Origin of the sequence: Pseudomonas sp. RtIB026, from assembly GCF_016861355.2 — a bacterium.
GTDB classification, from domain to species: Bacteria; Pseudomonadota; Gammaproteobacteria; order Pseudomonadales; family Pseudomonadaceae; genus Aquipseudomonas; species Aquipseudomonas peradeniyensis.
Window position 1 is genome coordinate 656,382 of record NZ_AP023348.2, and the last position, 19,098, is coordinate 675,479.

Here is a 19,098-nt window from a genome sequence, read left to right on the forward strand (position 1 = left end):
GCATGAGCGAAAATCAAACGTACGACTCCTCCAGCATCAAGGTGCTGAAAGGGCTGGATGCCGTACGCAAGCGTCCCGGCATGTACATTGGCGACACCGATGACGGCAGCGGCCTGCACCACATGGTGTTCGAGGTGGTCGACAACTCGATCGACGAAGCCCTGGCCGGTCACTGCGATGACATCACCGTCATCATTCACCCGGACGAATCCATCAGCGTCCGTGACAACGGCCGTGGCATTCCAGTCGACGTGCATAAAGAAGAAGGCGTTTCCGCAGCCGAGGTCATCATGACCGTCCTGCACGCCGGCGGTAAGTTCGACGACAACTCCTACAAGGTATCCGGCGGTCTGCACGGCGTAGGTGTTTCGGTGGTGAACGCCCTGTCCGAGCAACTGGTGCTCACCGTTCGTCGTAGCGGCAAGATCTGGGAACAGACCTACGTCCATGGTGTGCCACAGGCACCCATGGCGGTCGTCGGTGAAAGCGAAACCACCGGTACCCACATCCACTTCAAGCCCTCGGCTGAAACCTTCAAGAACATCCACTTCAGCTGGGACATTCTCGCCAAGCGTATCCGCGAGCTGTCGTTCCTGAACTCGGGTGTTGGCATCCTGCTGAAGGACGAGCGCAGCGGCAAGGAAGAGTTCTTCAAGTACGAAGGCGGCCTGCGCGCATTCGTTGAATACCTGAACACCAACAAGACCCCGGTCAATTCCCAGGTCTTCCACTTCAACGTCCAGCGTGACGATGGCGTGGGTGTCGAAGTCGCCCTGCAGTGGAACGACAGCTTCAACGAAAACCTGCTGTGCTTCACCAACAACATTCCCCAGCGCGATGGTGGTACCCACCTGGTCGGTTTCCGTTCCTCGCTGACCCGTAGCCTGAACAGCTACATCGAGCAGGAAGGTCTGGCGAAGAAGAACAAGGTCGCCACCACCGGTGACGACGCCCGTGAAGGTCTGACCGCGATCATCTCGGTCAAGGTGCCGGATCCGAAGTTCAGCTCGCAGACCAAGGACAAGCTGGTTTCCTCGGAGGTGAAGACCGCCGTGGAACAGGAGATGAACAAGTACTTCGCCGACTTCCTGTTGGAGAACCCCAACGAAGCCAAGGCGGTGGTCGGCAAGATGATCGACGCTGCCCGTGCCCGTGAAGCGGCGCGTAAGGCCCGTGAGATGACTCGCCGCAAAGGCGCGCTGGACATCGCTGGCCTGCCGGGCAAACTGGCCGACTGCCAGGAGAAGGACCCTGCCCTTTCCGAACTGTACCTGGTGGAGGGTGACTCCGCAGGTGGTTCGGCCAAGCAAGGCCGTAACCGTCGCACCCAGGCGATCCTGCCGCTCAAGGGCAAGATCCTCAACGTCGAGAAAGCGCGCTTCGACAAGATGATCTCTTCCCAGGAGGTCGGCACGCTGATCACCGCACTGGGTTGTGGCATCGGCCGCGAAGAGTACAACATCGACAAGCTGCGTTATCACAACATCATCATCATGACCGATGCTGACGTCGACGGTTCGCACATCCGTACCCTGCTGCTGACCTTCTTCTTCCGTCAATTGCCGGAGCTGGTCGAGCGTGGCTACATCTATATCGCCCAGCCACCGCTGTACAAGGTGAAGAAAGGCAAGCAGGAGCAGTACATCAAGGACGACGAGGCCATGGAAGAATACATGACCCAGTCGGCCCTTGAGGATGCCAGCCTGCACCTGGACGAAGCTGCGCCAGCCGTCTCCGGTGTTCAGCTGCAAGCCCTGGTAAATGAATTCCGCGGTGTGATGAAGACGTTGAAGCGTCTGTCGCGTCTGTACCCGGAAGAGCTGACCGAGCACTTCATCTACCTGAATATGGTTTCTCTCGAGCAACTGGCCAACAAGGCGCAGATGGACGATTGGCTGAAGGCGTTCCAGCAGCGCCTGGATAACAGCCAGCGCTCCGGTCTGGTTTATAAAGCCGACTTGCATGAGGACAAGGAGCGCAACCTCTGGCTGCCTGTCGTTGAAACGACATCCCATGGTTTGGCCAGCTATGTCACCTTCAACCGTGACTTCTTCGGCAGCAATGACTACAAGACTGTCGTTGCCCTGGGTGAAAAGCTGGGTACCTTGCTGGGCGACGGCGCCTATGTTCAGCGTGGCGAACGTCGCAAGGCAGTTACCGAGTTCAAGGAAGCCCTCGACTGGCTGATGAACGAAAGCACCAAGCGCCATACCATCCAGCGATACAAAGGGCTGGGTGAGATGAACCCGGACCAGCTGTGGGAAACCACCATGGATCCGACCGTGCGCCGCATGCTCAAGGTGACCATCGAGGACGCCATCGCCGCCGATCAGCTGTTCAACACCCTGATGGGTGATGCGGTCGAACCGCGTCGCGACTTCATTGAAAGCAACGCGCTGTCGGTGTCCAACCTGGACTTCTGATCTTTCGGTCGGACACGCAAAAGAAAAAAGCCAATACGCGAGTATTGGCTTTTTTTTGAATCAGCAGGTATGACTGATATTCAGGCAACTTTCGCCTGAACGGTGAACAGGCTCGCTCCCAGCGCCACGAACGAGGCGCCGAACAGCCGGTTCATCAACCTCGCACGGTTCGGCGAGGCGAGCTTGCGACGCAGCACCTGGGCCAGGGTCACATATAAGGCGTGGGAGACGATCGAGCAGGCCGCGAAGGTCAGCACGAGAATGCCCAACTGCACGGTCGAATCACTGCCCGGACGGATGAACTGCGGCAGGAACGCTGCGAAGAACAGGATCGCCTTGGGGTTGGTCAGCGCCACTGTCACGCCGTTGAGCATCAGCCTGTTATTGGTGGAGGCGCGCCCGGCCGGCTGGTCGAGTTTGTCGAAGGCGCTGGTGCGGCTCCTCCACTGCTTGACGCCCAGGTAGATCAGGTAGCTCGCGCCGAGCACCTTGAGTAGCAGTAAGGCGGTGGCGGACGCCTGTAGCACCACCCCCAACCCGGCACTGGTGGCGGCCGAGATTGCCAGCAAGCCGAAGGCGTTGCCGATCGAGCCGAGCATCGCCCGTCGCGGTCCGTAGGCCACCGAGTTGGACAGCGCCATGATGACCCCGGGACCTGGGGTCAGGGTAACCAGCATGGCGACGACGACAAAACCGAACCATTCGTGAAGCGACATCCTTGTACATCTCCTGGGGAACACCACATAGATTCGACGGACTGTAACAGATAGTTGCCCTGCTCATGAATGGCCGGCACCGCTTGCGATTACCGGCGGTCTTTACAGGTCCCGAACCAGGCGAGGCGACTTGCAACCCGACACGCAGATCATCATCGTCTTCCCTGCTTCCTGCTCGTGAGGGCTGAGCACGAAGTCGCGGTGGTCGGGCGTGCCTTCCAGCACAGTGGTTTCGCAGGAGCCGCACACCCCTTCCCGGCAGCTGAACGAGACCAGATGACCTGCGTCGAGCAGCGTGTCGATCAGGCTGCCGCGCCCGGGTCGAAACTCGCCAGCGCGCTGGGCCGCGGCACCCTCAATTTCCCGGCATTGGTCGACGCGATGCAGTACACCGGCTGGAAAGGGATGGTCGGTTTTGAAACCCGGGGCGGCACCCTGATGGGCGGTGTCAGTCACCTCAACCAGTTGGTGGCGGCTTCGACCCACTGATCAGCGAGACGCGAGGCACAGCCTCTCGTAAAACACGCGCACGGCAGCTAATCTGGCTGCCGTGCGTGTCTTCGTGCCAAGGAATCGCCATGACCGAACAATCGCTACCTACAGTCCAGGACGTGCAAGCCGCAGCCGACCGCCTGCAAGGCCATGTCCACCGTACTCCTGTGTTTACCTCCTCCACCCTCGACGCCCGGGTTGATGCGCAGGTCTTCTTCAAGTGCGAACAGTTTCAGCGCATGGGCGCCTTCAAGATTCGTGGCGCGCTCAATGCGCTGATGCGGCTCGATCCGGCCAGCCGGCAGCGCGGAGTGGTCGCTTATTCGTCTGGCAACCACGCCCAGGGCGTCGCCCTCGCCGCCCGGGAGCTGGGTATGCCGGCGGTGATCGTGATGCCCGCCGACGCCCCTGCGGCAAAACGGGCAGCCACCGAAGGCTACGGTGCCACTGTGGTCGCCTATGACCGCTACCGCGAAGACCGTCTCGCCATCGCCCGTCAGTTGCAGTTGGATCACGGTTACACGCTGATCCCTCCGTTCGATCACCCGGATGTGATCGCCGGGCAAGGCACCGCGGCGCTCGAGCTGTTCGAGGAGACTGGCCCGCTGGACGTATTGCTGGTACCGGTGGGCGGCGGTGGGCTGATTTCCGGCTGTGCCCTGGCGGCGCATTTACGCAGCCCCGACTGCGAAGTGATCGGGGTCGAACCCGAGGCCGGCAACGACGGTCAGCAGTCCTTCCGCACCGGCAAACTGGTGAGCATCGACACGCCAGCGACCCTGGCCGACGGCGCGCAGTCGCAGTCGCTGGGGACGATCACCTTTCCATTGATCCAGCAGCTGGTGAGCGACATGGTCACGGTATCGGACGCGGAGTTGCTGCAGGCCATGGGTTTTCTGGCTGAGCGCATGAACCTGTTGGTCGAGCCCACCGGCTGCCTGGCGGCAGCAGCGGTAGTGAAGCTGCGCGAACGGCTGCGGGGCAAGCGAGTCGGGGTCATCCTCACCGGCGGTAACGTCGACCTGCAGCACTATGCGCGTTTGCTACTCGAAGCCGAGGGCGCCGCGACCCGCTGACAGCAGGTAACGACTCAAATCCTCGGGATGTTTCACGTGGAACATTTACAGCCCGAGGGTTTTGAGTCGCCGATACAGCGTGCGTTCACTCATGCCCAGATGTGCTGCCAGTTCGTTGCGTGATCCTTTGAAGGTTTCCAGGGCGTGCGCCAGGTAGGCCATTTCTTTGCGCCCCCGACTGCGCAAGTGGCCCTGATCTGACATCGGATGGATGTCTTCGGGCAGATGTTCCGGACGAATGAAACCGTCATCGGCAAACAGCCTGGCCCGTTCCAGGATGTTCCTGAGCTCACGAATGTTGCCTGGGAAGGTATGCAGGTTGAGGCACGAGAGTGTTTCGGCGGTAACCTTGGGCGAGTGCTTGCCGGCCATGCGTTGCAGCAGACTCTCACAGAGCAACGGCAAATCCTCGACCCGCTCACGCAGTGATGGCAGGCGAATCGGGAATCCGCTGATGCGGTAATACAGGTCTTCGCGGAATGTCCCCTCGGCAGCCATCTCTTTCAATGGCTTGTGCGTGGCCGAGACCAGGCGAAAATCCGAATGGACCGTACGCGTGCTGCCGACCGGGCGGAAGCTGCCGGACTCGATCAGGCGCAGCAGTTTCACCTGCATCGCCAGCGGTACTTCACCGATCTCATCGAGGAACAGGGTGCCACCGTGAGCGGCTTCGGCCAGGCCGATCTTGCGTTGAGTCGCTCCAGTGAAGGCGCCCTTCTCATAGCCGAACAGTTCACTCTCGAACAACGACTCGGTCAGCCCGGTGCAGTCCACCACCACCAGGGGGCCATTGGCTCGGGGGCTGCCCAGGTGCAAGGCGCGGGCGAACAGCTCCTTGCCCGTGCCCGACTCGCCCTGGAGCAGTACCGGAATCTGCGCAGGGGCTGCACGTTGCAAACTGGCCACGGCGGTCTTGAAGGCTGGCGCCCGGCCAACCAGTCCTTGCTGTTGAGGTTGTGCCGATGCCAGGGTGACGCTGGTCAGGCGTTCGACGAAGGCTACCACCCTGCCCTCGTCATCGAGGATCGGGCGCAGCTCCACATCCACATGTTCCGGCCCTCGCGGGGTGTGATGGATATGTAGCACACGCTCGGGCACCTTGCTGTCCAGCGACTTGCGCAGCGGGCAATGTTCCCCGGCCTGGTCGCAGGGCACGGCATAGTGGTGCGAGACCCGGTGGCATTTTTCGCCGATCGGCGCGTGCTCCTCGTTGCCGAACTGGCGACGGTACGCCGCGTTGGCAGCCAGGATGTTGTAGTCGGTGTCCAACACGATACTGGGCAGGACATCGTGTTCGAGGTAGGACACCAGCGCGAGGATCGCGGGATGGGAAGCGGCTAGCATGACAGCACCAGATGAAGGACCTGGCGAGGGTAGCAAGGACTGCCAAACACTGCCATCGGCTGACAGTCGACTGCCAGGAACTGTCACCTTTGGTTGGTTGGAATGGGGCTGCTGCGCAGCCCATCGCGGCACAAGGCCGCTCCTACAAGGGGGCGGCGTCCTATCTGAAAGGCTGGCATGTATCTTGATAAAGCACCCTCCACTGCCTATGCCTTCAAGGAGGCCTGGGATAACTGGAGAGTGCAATGATCATCGGCAACAACCTTCACGTCGAAGCATTCTTCGACAAGGCGACCTGGACCATCAGCTACCTGGTCATGGATGGCGAGACGCGCCAATGCGCGCTGATCGACAGCGTGCTGGACTATGACCCCAAGTCAGGGCGCACCTGCACCGATTCGGCGGACAAGCTGATTGCTCGCGTCAAGGCGCTGGACGCCAAGGTGCAATGGATCCTGGATACTCATGTGCACGCCGACCATCTGTCCGCCGCGGCCTACCTCAAGGAGCAGCTTGGCGGCACCATCGCGATCGGTGCGCAGATCACCCAGGTGCAGAAAGTCTTCGGCACCCTGTTCAACGCCGAGCCGGGTTTTGCCCGTGACGGCAGCCAGTTCGATGTCCTGTTCGAAGATGAAGAGGGATTTCGCATCGGCAACCTGCATGCCCGTGCCCTGCACACCCCAGGGCATACTCCGGCGTGCATGAGTTACATGGTCGAGGACGCGGGCGAGACCGCAGTGTTCGTCGGCGACACCTTGTTCACCCCCGACTATGGCACCGCCCGTTGCGATTTTCCGGGCGCCAGCGCGAAGACCCTGTACCGGTCGATCCGTCGCTTGCTGGCCTTCCCCGACCAGACCCGGCTGTTCATGTGCCATGACTACCTGCCCGGTGGTCGTGAGTTGTGTTACGTCACCACCGTGGCCGAGCAACGCGCCAACAACATTCATATCCGCGAAGGTGTCAGTGAAGAGAGCTTCGTCGAAATGCGTGAAGCCCGTGACAAGACCCTCGACATGCCCGTGCTGATCCTGCCGTCGGTGCAGATCAACATGCGCAGCGGGCAATTCCCCGAACCTGAAGCCAACGGTGTGAGCTACCTGAAGATCCCGCTGAACAAGCTGTAAGCCACGCCGTACCCATAACGAGATTTCCAAGGAACACCGCCATGCCTGCCCTGTCCCCTGCCGATTCCTCCCGTGCCGACCACCACAAGGTGGTGATCGTCGGCGCCGGTGCCGCCGGTATCGCCACCGCCTCCAGCCTGATCGCCCGTGATCCGTCGCTGGATATTGCCCTGATCGACCCCGCCGACGTGCACTATTACCAGCCCGGCTGGACCATGGTCGGCGCCGGTGTGTTCAAGGCGCCGAGTACCGCCCAGACCATGGCGGCCACCCTGCCCCGTGGCGTGCGCTGGATCAAGGCACGGGTGGAGGGCTTCGACCCTCAGGGGCAGCTGGTGGTGCTCGAGGACGGGCGAGCGGTCAGCTATGAGCAACTGGTGGTCTGCCCGGGATTGAAACTCGACTGGAACGCCATCGAGGGTTTGAGCGAGACCCTCGGACGCAACGGCGTCACCTCCAACTACCGCTACGACCTGGCACCCTACACCTGGCAACTGGTGCAGAACCTCAAGCAGGGGCGCGCCCTCTTCACCCAGCCGCCGATGCCGATCAAATGCGCCGGTGCGCCGCAGAAGGCGCTGTACCTGTCCTGCGATCACTGGTTGCGCAATGGGCACCTGGGCAATGTCAGGGCCAGCTTCTTCAATGCCGGGGCGGTGCTGTTCGGTGTACCGGACTATGTGCCGGCGCTGATGAGCTACATCGACAAGTACGGCGTGGACCTGAACTATCAGCATCGCCTGACGGCGGTGGATGGTCCGAACAAGCGCGCCACGTTCATCCGTACCCTCCCCGACGGCAGCACCGAGACCCGGGTCGAGGCCTTTGACATGCTGCATGTGGTGCCGCCCCAGGTGGCGCCTGACTTCATCCGCCAGAGCCCGCTGGCCGATGCGGCGGGCTGGGTGGATGTCGACCCGCATACCTTGCGTCATCGCCAGTTCGGCAATGTCCACGCGCTGGGTGACGTGGCCAATACCAGCAACGCCAAGACCGCCGCCGCCGCCCGCAAGCAGGCGCCGGTGGTGGCCAACAATGTGCTGGTGGCACTCGGTCGCCTGTCGACCCTGGCCCAGTACGACGGCTACGGCTCCTGCCCGTTGACGGTCGAGCGCGGCAAGATCGTCCTGGCCGAGTTCACATATGGCGGCAAGGTCGCGCCGAGCTTCCCGCGCTGGCTGCTTGATGGCCGCAAGCCGACGCGCCTGGCCTGGTTGCTCAAGGCGCAGATCCTGCCGCCGCTGTACTGGAAAGCCATGCTCAAGGGCCGCGAGTGGTTGGCCCGGCCGCAACCTCTGGTGGTCGAGGCGCAGCAGTGATCGAACAGCAACTGCTGGGCGCCGGGCTCGGCGCGATCATTGGCGCGGTGCTGGCCCTGACCGGCGCAGGCGGCGGCATCCTCGCGGTGCCGCTGCTGGTGTTCGGCCTGGGGCTGAGCATGGTTGAGGCGGCGCCGATCGGCCTGCTGGCGGTGGGGCTGGCAGCTGCGGTCGGTGCGGTGCTCGGCCTGCGCCAGGGGCTGGTGCGCTACCGGGCGGCCCTGTTTATCGCGGTGATCGGGATTGCCTGTGCGCCCTTCGGGCTTATGCTCGCTCACCGAGTCCCCAATACGCCGTTGGCCTTGGTGTTCGCCGGGGTGCTGGTGTACGCCTGCCTGCGGATCTGGCGCAAGGCGGCGCGTGAGCTGCGTGGCGAGTCACCCTGTGGTGAGCGGGAGATCATGCCCTGTGTGCTTAACCCGCTGCAGGGGCGCTTGCGCTGGACCCTGCCCTGCGCCCGGGCGCTGGCATTCACCGGGATGCTGTCGGGGTTGCTGTCAGGCCTGCTGGGTGTCGGTGGTGGCTTCGTGATCATCCCGGCACTGAACCGCTATACCAACCTGAACATGAAAAGCATCGTCGCCACCTCGCTGGCGGTGATCGCCCTGGTGTCCACCGGCAGCGTGGTCAGCGCCAGCGTGGCGGGGGTGATGCACTGGAGGGTCGGGGCGCCGTTCGCCGTGGGGGCGGTGCTGGGTCTCTTGCTGGCGCGGCCATTGGCGAGCAAGCTGGCCGGCCCTCGTCTGCAGCAGCTGTTCGCCGTGGTGGGCTGTAGCGCTGCGGTACTGCTGGCGGGCAAGGCGCTACTCGGCTAGCAACTCGTCCTGTTCGGCAGCGCACAGCGCCAGCAGGTAGTCCCACACCACCCGCAGGCGTACCGACTTGTGCAGCTCGCGGCGGGTGCAGATCCAGTAGCTGCGCTGGATGGTCTCGCTGGGCAGCACACGCACCAGCTTGGAGTCGTGGCGAGCCATGTAGTTGGGTAGCACGGCAATACCCAGCCCAGCCTGCGCGGCTTGCTGCTGGGCGATCACGCTGGTGCTGCGGAACACCACGTTGGGCGCCCGGCAGAAACTGTTGAGGAACAGCAGCTCCTGGCTGAACAGCAGGTCGTCGACATAGCCGATCCAGCTGTGCCGGGCCAGGTCTTCGCGGCTGTGCAGCGGCGGTGCGCGGTCCAGATAATCCTGGCTGGCGTAAAGGGCCAGGCGGTAGTCGGTGAGCTTGCGGGTGATCAGCAGGTCGGCGTTGGGGCGTTCCAGGTGAATGCTGATCTCGGCTTCGCGGTTGAGGATGCTGACGAAACGCGGCACCGCCACCAGCTCCACTTCAAGCCCCGGGTAGCGCTGGAACAAGGCTTTCATGCGCGGGGTGAAGAACATGATGCCGATGCCTTCGGTCACCCCCAGGCGGATCTTGCCCAGCGGCGTGATGGCCTGGGTGATTTCTTCCTGCGCCAGCAGGGCGACGTTCTCCATGGCTTCGGCGTGCTTGAGCAGGGCCTGGCCGGAGGGCGTGAGTTCGTAGCCCTGGGCGTGCTGGACGAACAGTGCGGTGCCCAGGTGCTTTTCGATGCTCTCGATATGCCGGGCCACGGTGCTGTGGGTGGTGTTGAGGCGCTTGGCGGCGGTTAGCAGGCGGCCGCTGCGCTGCAACTCGAGGAAAAACCGCAGATCGTTCCAGTCGAACATGCTTGTCCCTTTGGCTGTTCGCGCTGGCCCTTTCGCGGGTAAACCCGCTCCCACAGGCTCACCGCCGACCCTGAATTCGGCGATAACCCTGTGGGAGCGGGTTTACCCGCGAAGGGGCCGGCTCAGGTATGGCGCTGTGCTAAAACGCACAACGGCTGCGCGAAATCTCGTGTTTCCTCGGCGAAATTAATCAATAAGATGGATCGGGACAAGAATAATAATCAGGCGCGAGGTTGCACATGCCATCAGCCGATCCTGTCTACGACTATGTGGTCGTGGGTGCCGGTCCCGCCGGTTGCCTGCTGGCCAACCGCTTGTCCGCCGACCCTTCGTGCCGCGTATTGCTGCTCGAGGCGGGTGGCCGCGACAACTATCCCTGGATTCACATCCCCGTCGGTTACCTCTACTGCATCGGCAACCCACGCACCGACTGGTGCCTGAAGACCGAGGCCCAGCCCGGCCTGAACGGTCGCAGCCTGGGTTATCCACGGGGCAAGGTGCTGGGCGGCTGCTCGTCGATCAACGGCATGATCTACATGCGTGGCCAGGCCGCCGACTACGACCGCTGGGCCGAGCAAGGCAATGACGGGTGGGCGTGGAAGGATGTGTTGCCCTTGTTCAAGGCCAGCGAGAACCACTTCGCCGGCGCCAGCGACAGCCACGGCGTCGAGGGGGAATGGCGGGTCGAGCAGCAGCGCTACAGCTGGCCGATCCTCGATGCCTTCCGCGATGCCGCCGAGCAGAGTGGCATTGCCAAGGTCGGCGACTTCAATACGGGTGACAACGCCGGCTGTGGATACTTTCAGGTCAATCAGCGCAGCGGTGTGCGCTGGAACTCGGCCAAGGCGTTTCTCAGGCCCATCCTCAAGCGCCCCAACCTGACAGTGTTGACGGGCGTACAGGTCGACCAGGTGCTGCTCGACAATACCCGCGCCCGGGCGGTGAAGGCCTTGTGGCAAGGTGCCTGGCATGAGTTCGCCGCCCGTCGAGAGATCATCCTGTGCGCGGGCTCCGTGGGCTCGCCCGGCATTCTGCAACGCTCCGGCATCGGCCCACGCAAGCTGCTCGAAGACCTGGGTATCGGTGTACGCCACGATATGCCCGGGGTTGGCGGCAACCTTCAGGACCATCTGCAGTTGCGGTTGATCTACCAGATCCGCAACACCCGCACCCTCAACCAGATGGCCAACAGCCTGTGGGGCAAGCTGGGCATGGGCCTGCGCTACGCCTACGACCGCAGCGGCCCGCTGGCCATGGCGCCGAGCCAGCTGGGCGCCTTCGCCCGTTCAGGCCCCGAGCAGGCAACCGCCAACCTGCAGTACCACGTGCAGCCGTTGTCGCTGGACCGTTTCGGCGAACCGCTGCATCGCTTCCCGGCCTTCACCGCCTCGGTGTGCAACCTGCGCCCGGCGAGCCGTGGGCGCATCGACATCCGCTCGGCGGACATGAATGCCGCGCCGGTGATCGACCCCAACTACCTCAGTGACCCCGAGGACCTGCGCGTGGCCGCCGAGGCCATCCGCCTCACCCGGCGCATCGTCCAGGCCCCTGCCCTGGCGGCGTTCGATCCTCGCGAGTACTTGCCAGGCCCTGCCCTGCAGAGCGACGAAGATCTGCACCAGGCCGCCGCTCAGATCGGCACCACCATCTTCCACCCGGTGGGCACCTGCCGCATGGGCAGCGGCACGCTCGACGTTGTGGATAACCAGCTGCGCGTGCATGGCATCCCAGGCCTGCGCGTGGCCGACGCCTCGATCATGCCGCAGATCGTCTCCGGCAATACCTGTTCACCCACGTTGATGATTGCCGAAAAGGCGGCACAACTGATCCTCAAGGGGGCCAATACCCAGACCAACCTCAGCGACGCCAGCGCGATACCGACGCCCTGACCCGGGTGTTTGCAACAGCGGCGGCTTGTGGTCGCAAGTCGTCGGCAGTGGAACAACAAGAATAATCACTGTGGCCTGCGGGCCGAGGACAGCAACGATGTCGGATTACATCCAGGAACAGGGGGCGGCGGCGAGCAGCCCAAGCCGTCGTGAAGAGCGCAAGATCATTTTCGCGTCATCCCTCGGGACGGTGTTCGAGTGGTATGACTTTTTTCTCTATGGCGCGCTGGCTGCGGTCATCAGCAAGCAGTTCTTCGCGGGGGTCAACGACACCACCGCCTTCATCTTCGCCCTGATGGCCTTCGCCGCCGGCTTTCTGGTGCGCCCGTTCGGCGCGCTGGTGTTCGGCCGGCTGGGCGACATGATCGGGCGCAAGTACACCTTCCTGGTGACCATCGTGCTGATGGGCCTGTCCACTTTCGCGGTCGGCCTGCTACCGACCTATGCCAGCATCGGCATCGCTGCACCGATCATCCTGGTGGTGCTGCGCATGCTTCAGGGGCTGGCGCTGGGCGGTGAGTACGGTGGTGCGGCCACCTATGTCGCCGAGCACGCGCCTCATGGCAAACGTGGCTTCCATACCGGCTTCATCCAATCCACTGCCACACTGGGCCTGCTGTTGTCGCTGACCGTCGTCCTGGCCAGCCGCTACATCAGTGGCGACCAGTTCGAAACCTGGGGCTGGCGCCTGCCGTTCCTGCTGTCGATCGTGCTGCTGGCGATTTCCACCTGGATCCGCATGAGCATGCACGAGTCGCCGGCCTTCGTGAAAATGAAGGCCCAGGGCAAGGTGAGCAAGTCGCCGATCCGTGAGTCGTTCACTTCGTGGCCGAACCTGAAGGTGGTGCTCACGGCGCTGTTCAGTATCAATGCCGGGCAGGCGGTGACCTTCTACACCGCGCAGTTCTACGTACTGTTCTTCATGACCCAGATGCTCAAGGTGGACCCGGCCCAGGCCAACACCCTGCTGATCATCAGCGTGGTGATCGGTGCGCCATTCTTCGTGTTCTTCGGCTGGCTGTCGGACCGGGTCGGGCGCAAGCCGATCCTGATGATCGGGCTGTTGTTGGCCACGGTGTGCTACTTCCCGATGTTCAAGGCCCTGAGCCACTACGCCAACCCACAGATCGACGCTGCCAGTCGCCAGGCGCCGATCGTCGTCACCGCCGACTCCAAGGGCTGTACCTTCCAGTTCGACCCGGTGGGCAAGGCGCGCTTCGATAGCCCGTGCGACAAGGTCAAGACGTTCCTGGTCAAGCAGGGCCTGCCCTACAGCTCGGTGAATGTCGCCGGCAGCGAGGTGATCGTCAGCATCGGCGACAAGACCATCAATGGTTTCGACGAGACGGCCATGCGTAACGCTATCGATAGCGCTGGTTACCCGGCCAAGGCAGATCCCGCGCATGTGAACCAGGTGATGGTAGTTGTGCTGATCGTCGCCATGATCCTGATCGCCACCATGACCTACGGGCCGTTGGCGGCGGTGATGGTCGAGCTGTTCCCGACGCGCATCCGCTACACCTCGATGTCCCTGCCCTATCACATCGGCAACGGCTGGTTCGGCGGCTTCCTGCCGACGGTGTCGTTCGCGTTGGTGGTGTACACCGGGGATATCTTCTATGGGCTGTGGTACCCGGTGCTGATTACCGGGGTGAGCCTGGTGGTGGGGATCTTCTGCCTGAAAGAGACTCGGGATGTGGATATCGACAAGGTCTGAGATTTTCGCTGGGGCCTTCGCGGGTAAACCCGCTCCCACAGGTTTGCGCAATACCCTGTGGGAGCGGGTTTACCCGCGAAGAAGCCAGCAGCGATTTCAGCCCACAAAAAAACCGGCGTAAAAGCCGGTTTTTTTATCGCGGGAAAAAACTTATGCACGATTTTCGAAAAAACGTCATACATGGAAATAAATATCTAATTCAATAGCTTAGCTATGTTTGAAGACGCTTAATCCAAAAATTGCTAACAAGTTATCCACAGATCGTCAGGCAGGCTGCTGCTCGGGTTTTTCCGCCGCTGGCGGCAGCGAACCCATGGCGCGTTGGGCCGCCTCGTTCCATGCCTGGGCACGGTCGTTGAGCTCAGCGATGGCTCGCGGACCTGTCCCCTCCGGGTACATCGGCTCGCCAATCACCACCTCGATGGTGCCCGGGCGCTTGCCCCAGCCTTCACGCGGCCAGAACTTGCCGGCGTTGTGGGCAATCGGCAGTACCGGCAGGCCTGCGTTCACCGCCAATGCGGTACCACCACGGGAGAACTTGCCGATCTGACCGTGCGGCACGCGGGTGCCTTCGGGGAAGATCAACACCCAGGTGCCCTGCTTGAGCAGCTCGTCGCCCTGGCTGGCAACCTGGCGCAGGGCCTCCTTCGGGTTCTTCCGGTCGATGGCGATCGGTCGCAGCATGGCCATGGCCCAGCCGAAGAACGGCACATACAGCAGCTCGCGCTTGAGCACCTGGCTCAGCGGCGAGAAATACGCCGACAGGAAGAACGTCTCCCAGGTGCTCTGGTGGTTGGACAGGATCACGCAAGGTACCTCAGGCACGTTCTCGGCGCCGGTGATCTTGTAGTCGATCCGCAGGATCGTCCGTACCAGGAACAGCGCGCAGCGGCACCAGTAGACGTTGATGAACCGGTAGCGCTTGGGGAACGGCAGGAAAGGCGCGACAAAGAAGCTCAGCGAGCACCACAGCAGCGAACTGGTGCCCAACAGCAGGTAAAAAAGAAAGATTCTGATCGCCTGCAGGATCGACATAGTGGCATGTACCGTTGCGGGGCGTGCCCGCCTAATGAAAAGTGCGCCGTTCCTGGCGCACTCATTTAAATAAGTTCTCTGGCGATGGCTGCCAGATCGTCGAAAATCAGTGTAGTTTGCGGAACCCCTTTTTCCAGGGTCCTTTCACCCTTGCCGGTTTTCACCAACACGGGTTGTGCATCGACGGCCAGGGCCGCCTCCAGGTCACCTTTGCTGTCACCGACGAACCATACACCGGCCAGCGGTACCTGGTAGTGCTCGGCAATGGTCCGCAGCATCCCGGGCTTGGGTTTGCGGCAGTCGCAGCCCTCATCCGGGCCGTGCGGGCAATGCACGATCAGGCCGACTTCGCCGCCCTGCTCGGCCACCAGCGCGCGCAGGCGCGCATGCATGGCCTCGAGGGTTTCCAGCGGGTAGTAGCCGCGGGCAATGCCGGACTGGTTGGTGGCAACCGCCACCGTCCAGCCCGCCTTGCTCAACTGCGCGATGGCCTCGATCGAGCCGGGAATGGGGATCCACTCCTCCAGCGACTTGATGTAGGCGTCGGAGTCGTGGTTGATCACTCCGTCTCGATCAAGAATCAGCAGTTTCAACGACTCACCCCAGCAGCGAGATATCGGCCACGCCCAGGAACAGACCGCGCAGGCGGCTGAGCAGGGCATAACGGTTGGCGCGTACCTTGGCGTCCTCGGCGTTGACCATCACCGCCTCGAAGAAGGCGTCGACCGGGTCACGCAGGGCCGCCAGGCGGGCCAGGGCCTCGCTGTACTGACGCGCGGCCGCCATCGGTTGCACGGCCTGGTCGGCCTGCTGGATGGCCGAGTACAGGGAGAACTCGTTGGCGTTGTCGAAGTACTTCGGCTCGACCTGGTCGGCGATGGCGCCTTCGGCCTTGCCCAGCAGGTTGGATACGCGCTTGTTCGCCGCGGCCAGGGCTTCGGCTTCCGGCAGCTTGCGGAAGGCCTGCACGGCCTGTACGCGCTGGTCGAAGTCCAGCGCCGAGCCCGGCTTCAGGGCACGCACCGACAGGTAGGTGGAGACGTCGATGCCTTCGTCCTCGTAGCGCGCGCGCAGGCGGTCGAAGACGAACTCCAGCACCTGCTCGGACAGGCCGGCGGCCTTGACCTTGGCACCGAACTGCTTGACCGCGAACTCGACCGCGACGGCCAGGTCCAGGTCCAGCTGCTTCTCGATCAGAATGCGCAGCACGCCCAGGGCGGCACGACGCAGGGCGTACGGGTCCTTGCTGCCGGTGGGCAGCATGCCGATGCCGAAGATGCCGACCAGGGTGTCGAGCTTGTCGGCGATGGCCACGGCGGCACCGGTGAGGGTCTGCGGCAGCTCGGCGCCGGCGCCGCGCGGCATGTACTGCTCGTTCAGCGCCAGGGCGACGTCTTGCGGCTCGCCGTCGTTGAGGGCGTAGTAGTAGCCGGCGATGCCCTGCATTTCAGGGAATTCGCCGACCATTTCCGAGGCCAGGTCGCACTTGGACAGCAGGCCGGCACGGCCGGCGTTGGCGGCGCTGCCGCCGATGTACGGGGCAATGAAGGCGGCCAGCTTGGAAACGCGCTCGGCCTTGTCGAACACGGTACCCAGCTGAGCCTGGAACACCACGTTCTTCAGGCGCTCGTTGAAGCTTTCCAGCGGCTGCTTCTTGTCCTGCTTGAAGAAGAACTCGGCGTCGGTCAGGCGCGGACGCACGACTTTCTCGTTACCTTCGACGATCTGCTTCGGATCGCGGCTCTCGACGTTGGCCACGGTGATGAAGCGCGGCAGCAGCTTGCCTTCGCTGTCCAGCAGGCAGAAGTACTTCTGGTTGTCCTGCATGGTGGTGATCAGGGCTTCCTGCGGCACCTCGAGGAAACGCTCCTCGAACGAGCACACCAGCGGCACCGGCCACTCGACCAGGGCGGTCACTTCGTCCAGCAGCGCCGGTGGCACGATGGCCGTGCCTTCCTGCTGCATGGCCAGCTCGGCGGTGCGCTTGCTGATCAGCTCGCGACGCTCGGCGAAGTCGGCCAGCACGTGGGCCTTGCGCAGGTCCTCGACGTAGTTGGCCGGGGTGGTGATGAGCACGTTTTCCGGGTGGTGGAAGCGGTGGCCACGGGATTCACGGCCGGCCTTCTGGGCCAGGATGGTGCAATCGACCACCTGGTCGCCCAGCAGCATCACCAGCCACTGGGTCGGGCGCACGAACTCTTCACGGCTGGCGCCCCAGTGCATGCGCTTGGGGATCGGCAGGTCGTTGAGCGAATCCTCGACGATGGTCGGCAGCAGGCTGGCGGTGGCCTTGCCCGGAATGTGCTGGGAGAAGCGCAGCTTGGGGCCGCTCTGGTCGATGTCCGACAGCTCCACGCCGCACTTCTTGGCGAAGCCCAGGGCGGCCTGGGTCGGCTGGCCTTCGGCATTGAACGCGGCCTGCACGGGCGGGCCGTCGATGTTGATGCTGCGGTCTGGCTGCTGCACATCCAGCTGGCGGATCAGCACGGCCAGGCGGCGCGGCGCGGCGTAGACCTGCTTGCCGGTGTAGTTCAGGCCGGCGGCCTGCAGGCCTTTCTCGATGCCGGCGAGGAACGCGTCGCCCAGGGTGGCGAGGGCCTTCGGTGGCAGCTCTTCGGTGCCCAGTTCAACCAGGAAATCTTGAGCACTCATTGTGCAGCCTCCAGCTTAGCCAACACTTCGTCACGCAGTTCGGGAGAGGCCATCGGGAAGCCCAGGCGTGCGCGGGCTTGCAGATAGCTTTGCGCCACGTCCCGGGCCAGGGTACGCACGCGCAGGATGTAGCGCTGGCGCTCGGTCACCGAGATGGCGCGACGGGCGTCCAGCAGGTTGAAGGTGTGCGAGGCCTTCAGGACCATTTCGTAGGTCGGCAGTGGCAGGTCCAGCTTGATCAGACGGTTCGCTTCGCTTTCGTAGAAGTCGAACAGTTCGAACAGCTTCTCGACGTTGGCGTGCTCGAAGTTGTAGGTCGACTGTTCCACTTCGTTCTGGTGGAACACGTCGCCGTAGGTGACCTTGCCGAACGGACCGTCGGCCCATACCAGGTCGTAGACCGAGTCCACACCCTGCAGGTACATGGCCAGGCGCTCCAGGCCGTAAGTGATCTCACCGGTGACCGGGTAGCACTCGATGCCACCGACCTGCTGGAAGTAGGTGAACTGGGTCACTTCCATGCCGTTCAGCCAGATTTCCCAACCCAGGCCCCAGGCGCCGAGGGTCGGCGATTCCCAGTTGTCTTCGACGAAGCGGATGTCGTGAACCAGTGGATCCAGGCCGATGGCTTTCAGCGAGCCGAGGTACAGCTCCTGGAAGTTGGCCGGGTTCGGCTTGAGTACCACCTGGAACTGGTAGTAGTGCTGCAGGCGGTTGGGGTTTTCGCCATACCGCCCGTCGGCGGGGCGACGGCTGGGCTGCACGTAGGCGGCGTTCCAGGTCTCCGGGCCTACGGCGCGCAGGAAGGTAGCGGTGTGGAAAGTGCCGGCGCCTACTTCCATATCGTAGGGCTGAAGCACCACACAACCTTGCTCGGCCCAGTAGTTCTGCAGGGCGAGGATCAGGTCTTGGAAGGTACGCACGGCTGGCGTAGGCTGGCTCACGAAATTCACCTGTATCTGGGGATGCGGATGTAAAGAGCGGGAGTATACCCGATTCGCCTCGCCCTCTACGTTATTGGAGCCTTATGCCACGCTGCTTTTGGTGTTCCGACGATCCGTTGTACCAGGCCTATCACGACCATGAGTGGGGAACGCCGCAGCGCGATCCGGCGTTGCTCTTCGAGATGCTTTTGCTCGAAGGGTTCCAGGCGGGGTTGTCGTGGATCACGGTACTGAAGAAACGCGAGCGCTATCGCCAGGTGCTGGATGGCTTCGATCCGGTGAAACTGGCGCGCCTGAGCGACGAGCGCATCGAGGAGCTGATGCTTGATCCCGGCATCATTCGCAACCGCCTCAAGCTCAAGGCCGTGCGCCGCAATGCCCAGGCCTGGCTGGCTGTGGATAACCCCGCCGAATGGCTGTGGTCGTTCGTCGGCGGTGCGCCGAAGATCAACCAGTTCCAGGGGCGCGGCGACGTGCCGGCGGTCACCGATGAGGCCAAGGCCATGAGCAAGGCCCTGCAGAAGGCCGGCTTCACCTTTGTCGGGCCGACCATCTGCTACGCCTTCATGCAGGCCACCGGCATGGTCATGGACCACACCACCGACTGTGATCGTTACGCCGCGCTGGTGCGCTGACGGGGTACAATGCGCGCCTTGCTGAAATAAGGAAT

The 19,098-nt window shown here is 63.0% G+C and carries 16 protein-coding genes and 1 pseudogene; 9 read left to right on the top strand and 8 right to left on the bottom strand.

Annotated features, from left to right (window positions below):
• Positions 1 to 2: 2 nt before the first annotated feature.
• Complete coding sequence (gene gyrB, locus PRtIB026_RS02955) at positions 3 to 2,423, top strand: DNA topoisomerase (ATP-hydrolyzing) subunit B (RefSeq protein ID WP_203649257.1); 2,421 nt, start codon at positions 3 to 5, stop codon at positions 2,421 to 2,423.
• An 80-nt stretch (positions 2,424 to 2,503) separates the two neighbouring features.
• On the opposite strand, the gene PRtIB026_RS02960 is transcribed toward gyrB, so the two are convergent.
• A complete protein-coding gene (locus PRtIB026_RS02960) occupies positions 2,504 to 3,139 on the bottom strand; it encodes a LysE family translocator (RefSeq protein ID WP_203649247.1) in 636 nt (211 codons plus the stop codon).
• A gap of 102 nt (positions 3,140 to 3,241) precedes the next feature.
• Positions 3,242 to 3,460, bottom strand: a pseudogene (locus tag PRtIB026_RS02965) (2Fe-2S iron-sulfur cluster-binding protein); the annotation flags it as partial.
• Between PRtIB026_RS02965 and PRtIB026_RS02970 the strand changes: the two are divergent.
• Both PRtIB026_RS02970 and PRtIB026_RS02975 read left to right on the top strand, forming a co-directional pair.
• Positions 3,416 to 3,628 (top strand): hypothetical protein, encoded by a 213-nt coding sequence (locus PRtIB026_RS02970; protein WP_232855501.1) that lies wholly within the window; start codon positions 3,416 to 3,418, stop codon positions 3,626 to 3,628. The pseudogene PRtIB026_RS02965 and the gene PRtIB026_RS02970 sit on opposite strands and share 45 nt — an antisense overlap.
• An 89-nt stretch (positions 3,629 to 3,717) precedes the next feature.
• On the top strand, positions 3,718 to 4,707 hold the full coding sequence (locus PRtIB026_RS02975) for a threo-3-hydroxy-L-aspartate ammonia-lyase (protein ID WP_203649241.1): 990 nt from the start codon (positions 3,718 to 3,720) through the stop codon (positions 4,705 to 4,707).
• A gap of 45 nt (positions 4,708 to 4,752) precedes the next feature.
• Here PRtIB026_RS02975 and PRtIB026_RS02980 read toward each other — a convergent pair whose 3' ends face one another.
• Positions 4,753 to 6,051, bottom strand: coding sequence for a sigma-54 interaction domain-containing protein (locus PRtIB026_RS02980; protein WP_203649239.1), 1,299 nt, complete (start codon positions 6,049 to 6,051; stop codon positions 4,753 to 4,755).
• Positions 6,052 to 6,296: 245 nt separating this feature from the next.
• On the opposite strand from PRtIB026_RS02980, the gene PRtIB026_RS02985 reads away from it, so the two are divergent.
• Genes PRtIB026_RS02985 through PRtIB026_RS02995 form a run of 3 tightly spaced genes read left to right on the top strand, consistent with a single transcriptional unit; the run spans position 6,297 to position 9,315 of the window.
• A complete protein-coding gene (locus tag PRtIB026_RS02985) occupies positions 6,297 to 7,181 on the top strand; it encodes an MBL fold metallo-hydrolase (protein WP_203649237.1) in 885 nt (294 codons plus the stop codon).
• A 41-nt stretch (positions 7,182 to 7,222) separates the two neighbouring features.
• Positions 7,223 to 8,500 carry an NAD(P)/FAD-dependent oxidoreductase gene (locus PRtIB026_RS02990; protein WP_203649235.1) on the top strand — a complete coding sequence of 426 codons (1,278 nt, stop codon included), beginning with the start codon at positions 7,223 to 7,225 and terminating at the stop codon, positions 8,498 to 8,500.
• Entirely contained in the window at positions 8,497 to 9,315 is an 819-nt protein-coding gene (locus PRtIB026_RS02995; protein WP_203649233.1) for a sulfite exporter TauE/SafE family protein, read from the top strand. The genes PRtIB026_RS02990 and PRtIB026_RS02995 overlap by 4 nt, the downstream gene beginning before the upstream one ends.
• Here PRtIB026_RS02995 and PRtIB026_RS03000 read toward each other — a convergent pair.
• The gene (locus PRtIB026_RS03000) at positions 9,304 to 10,191 is read right to left on the bottom strand and encodes a LysR family transcriptional regulator (RefSeq protein WP_203649231.1); all 888 of its coding nucleotides are present in this window, start codon (positions 10,189 to 10,191) and stop codon (positions 9,304 to 9,306) included. The two genes, PRtIB026_RS02995 and PRtIB026_RS03000, sit on opposite strands and share 12 nt — an antisense overlap.
• A 239-nt stretch (positions 10,192 to 10,430) precedes the next feature.
• Between PRtIB026_RS03000 and PRtIB026_RS03005 the strand changes: the two genes are divergently transcribed.
• Together PRtIB026_RS03005 and PRtIB026_RS03010 are read left to right on the top strand one after the other, a co-directional pair.
• Positions 10,431 to 12,080, top strand: a complete 1,650-nt coding sequence (locus tag PRtIB026_RS03005; protein ID WP_203649229.1) for a GMC family oxidoreductase — start codon at positions 10,431 to 10,433, stop codon at positions 12,078 to 12,080.
• Positions 12,081 to 12,177: 97 nt separating this feature from the next.
• Complete coding sequence (locus PRtIB026_RS03010; protein WP_203649227.1) at positions 12,178 to 13,797, top strand: MFS transporter; 1,620 nt, start codon at positions 12,178 to 12,180, stop codon at positions 13,795 to 13,797.
• A gap of 264 nt (positions 13,798 to 14,061) precedes the next feature.
• Here PRtIB026_RS03010 and PRtIB026_RS03015 read toward each other — a convergent pair whose 3' ends face one another.
• From PRtIB026_RS03015 to glyQ, 4 genes are all read right to left on the bottom strand, one after another.
• Positions 14,062 to 14,832 (bottom strand): lysophospholipid acyltransferase family protein, encoded by a 771-nt coding sequence (locus PRtIB026_RS03015; RefSeq protein WP_203649224.1) that lies wholly within the window; start codon positions 14,830 to 14,832, stop codon positions 14,062 to 14,064.
• A gap of 65 nt (positions 14,833 to 14,897) precedes the next feature.
• Complete coding sequence (gene gmhB / locus PRtIB026_RS03020; RefSeq protein ID WP_062572332.1) at positions 14,898 to 15,425, bottom strand: D-glycero-beta-D-manno-heptose 1,7-bisphosphate 7-phosphatase; 528 nt, start codon at positions 15,423 to 15,425, stop codon at positions 14,898 to 14,900.
• Positions 15,426 to 15,429: 4 nt separating this feature from the next.
• Positions 15,430 to 17,484, bottom strand: a complete 2,055-nt coding sequence (gene glyS / locus PRtIB026_RS03025) for a glycine--tRNA ligase subunit beta (RefSeq protein WP_203649222.1) — start codon at positions 17,482 to 17,484, stop codon at positions 15,430 to 15,432.
• A complete protein-coding gene (glyQ, locus tag PRtIB026_RS03030; RefSeq protein WP_011531473.1) occupies positions 17,481 to 18,428 on the bottom strand; it encodes a glycine--tRNA ligase subunit alpha in 948 nt (315 codons plus the stop codon). Before glyQ ends, glyS begins: the two co-directional genes overlap by 4 nt.
• 83 nt (positions 18,429 to 18,511) lie before the next feature.
• Here glyQ and PRtIB026_RS03035 point away from each other — a divergent pair, with 83 nt between their 5' ends.
• Entirely contained in the window at positions 18,512 to 19,063 is a 552-nt protein-coding gene (locus PRtIB026_RS03035) for a DNA-3-methyladenine glycosylase I (protein ID WP_050707617.1), read from the top strand.
• The last annotated feature ends 35 nt before the right edge of the window (positions 19,064 to 19,098 follow it).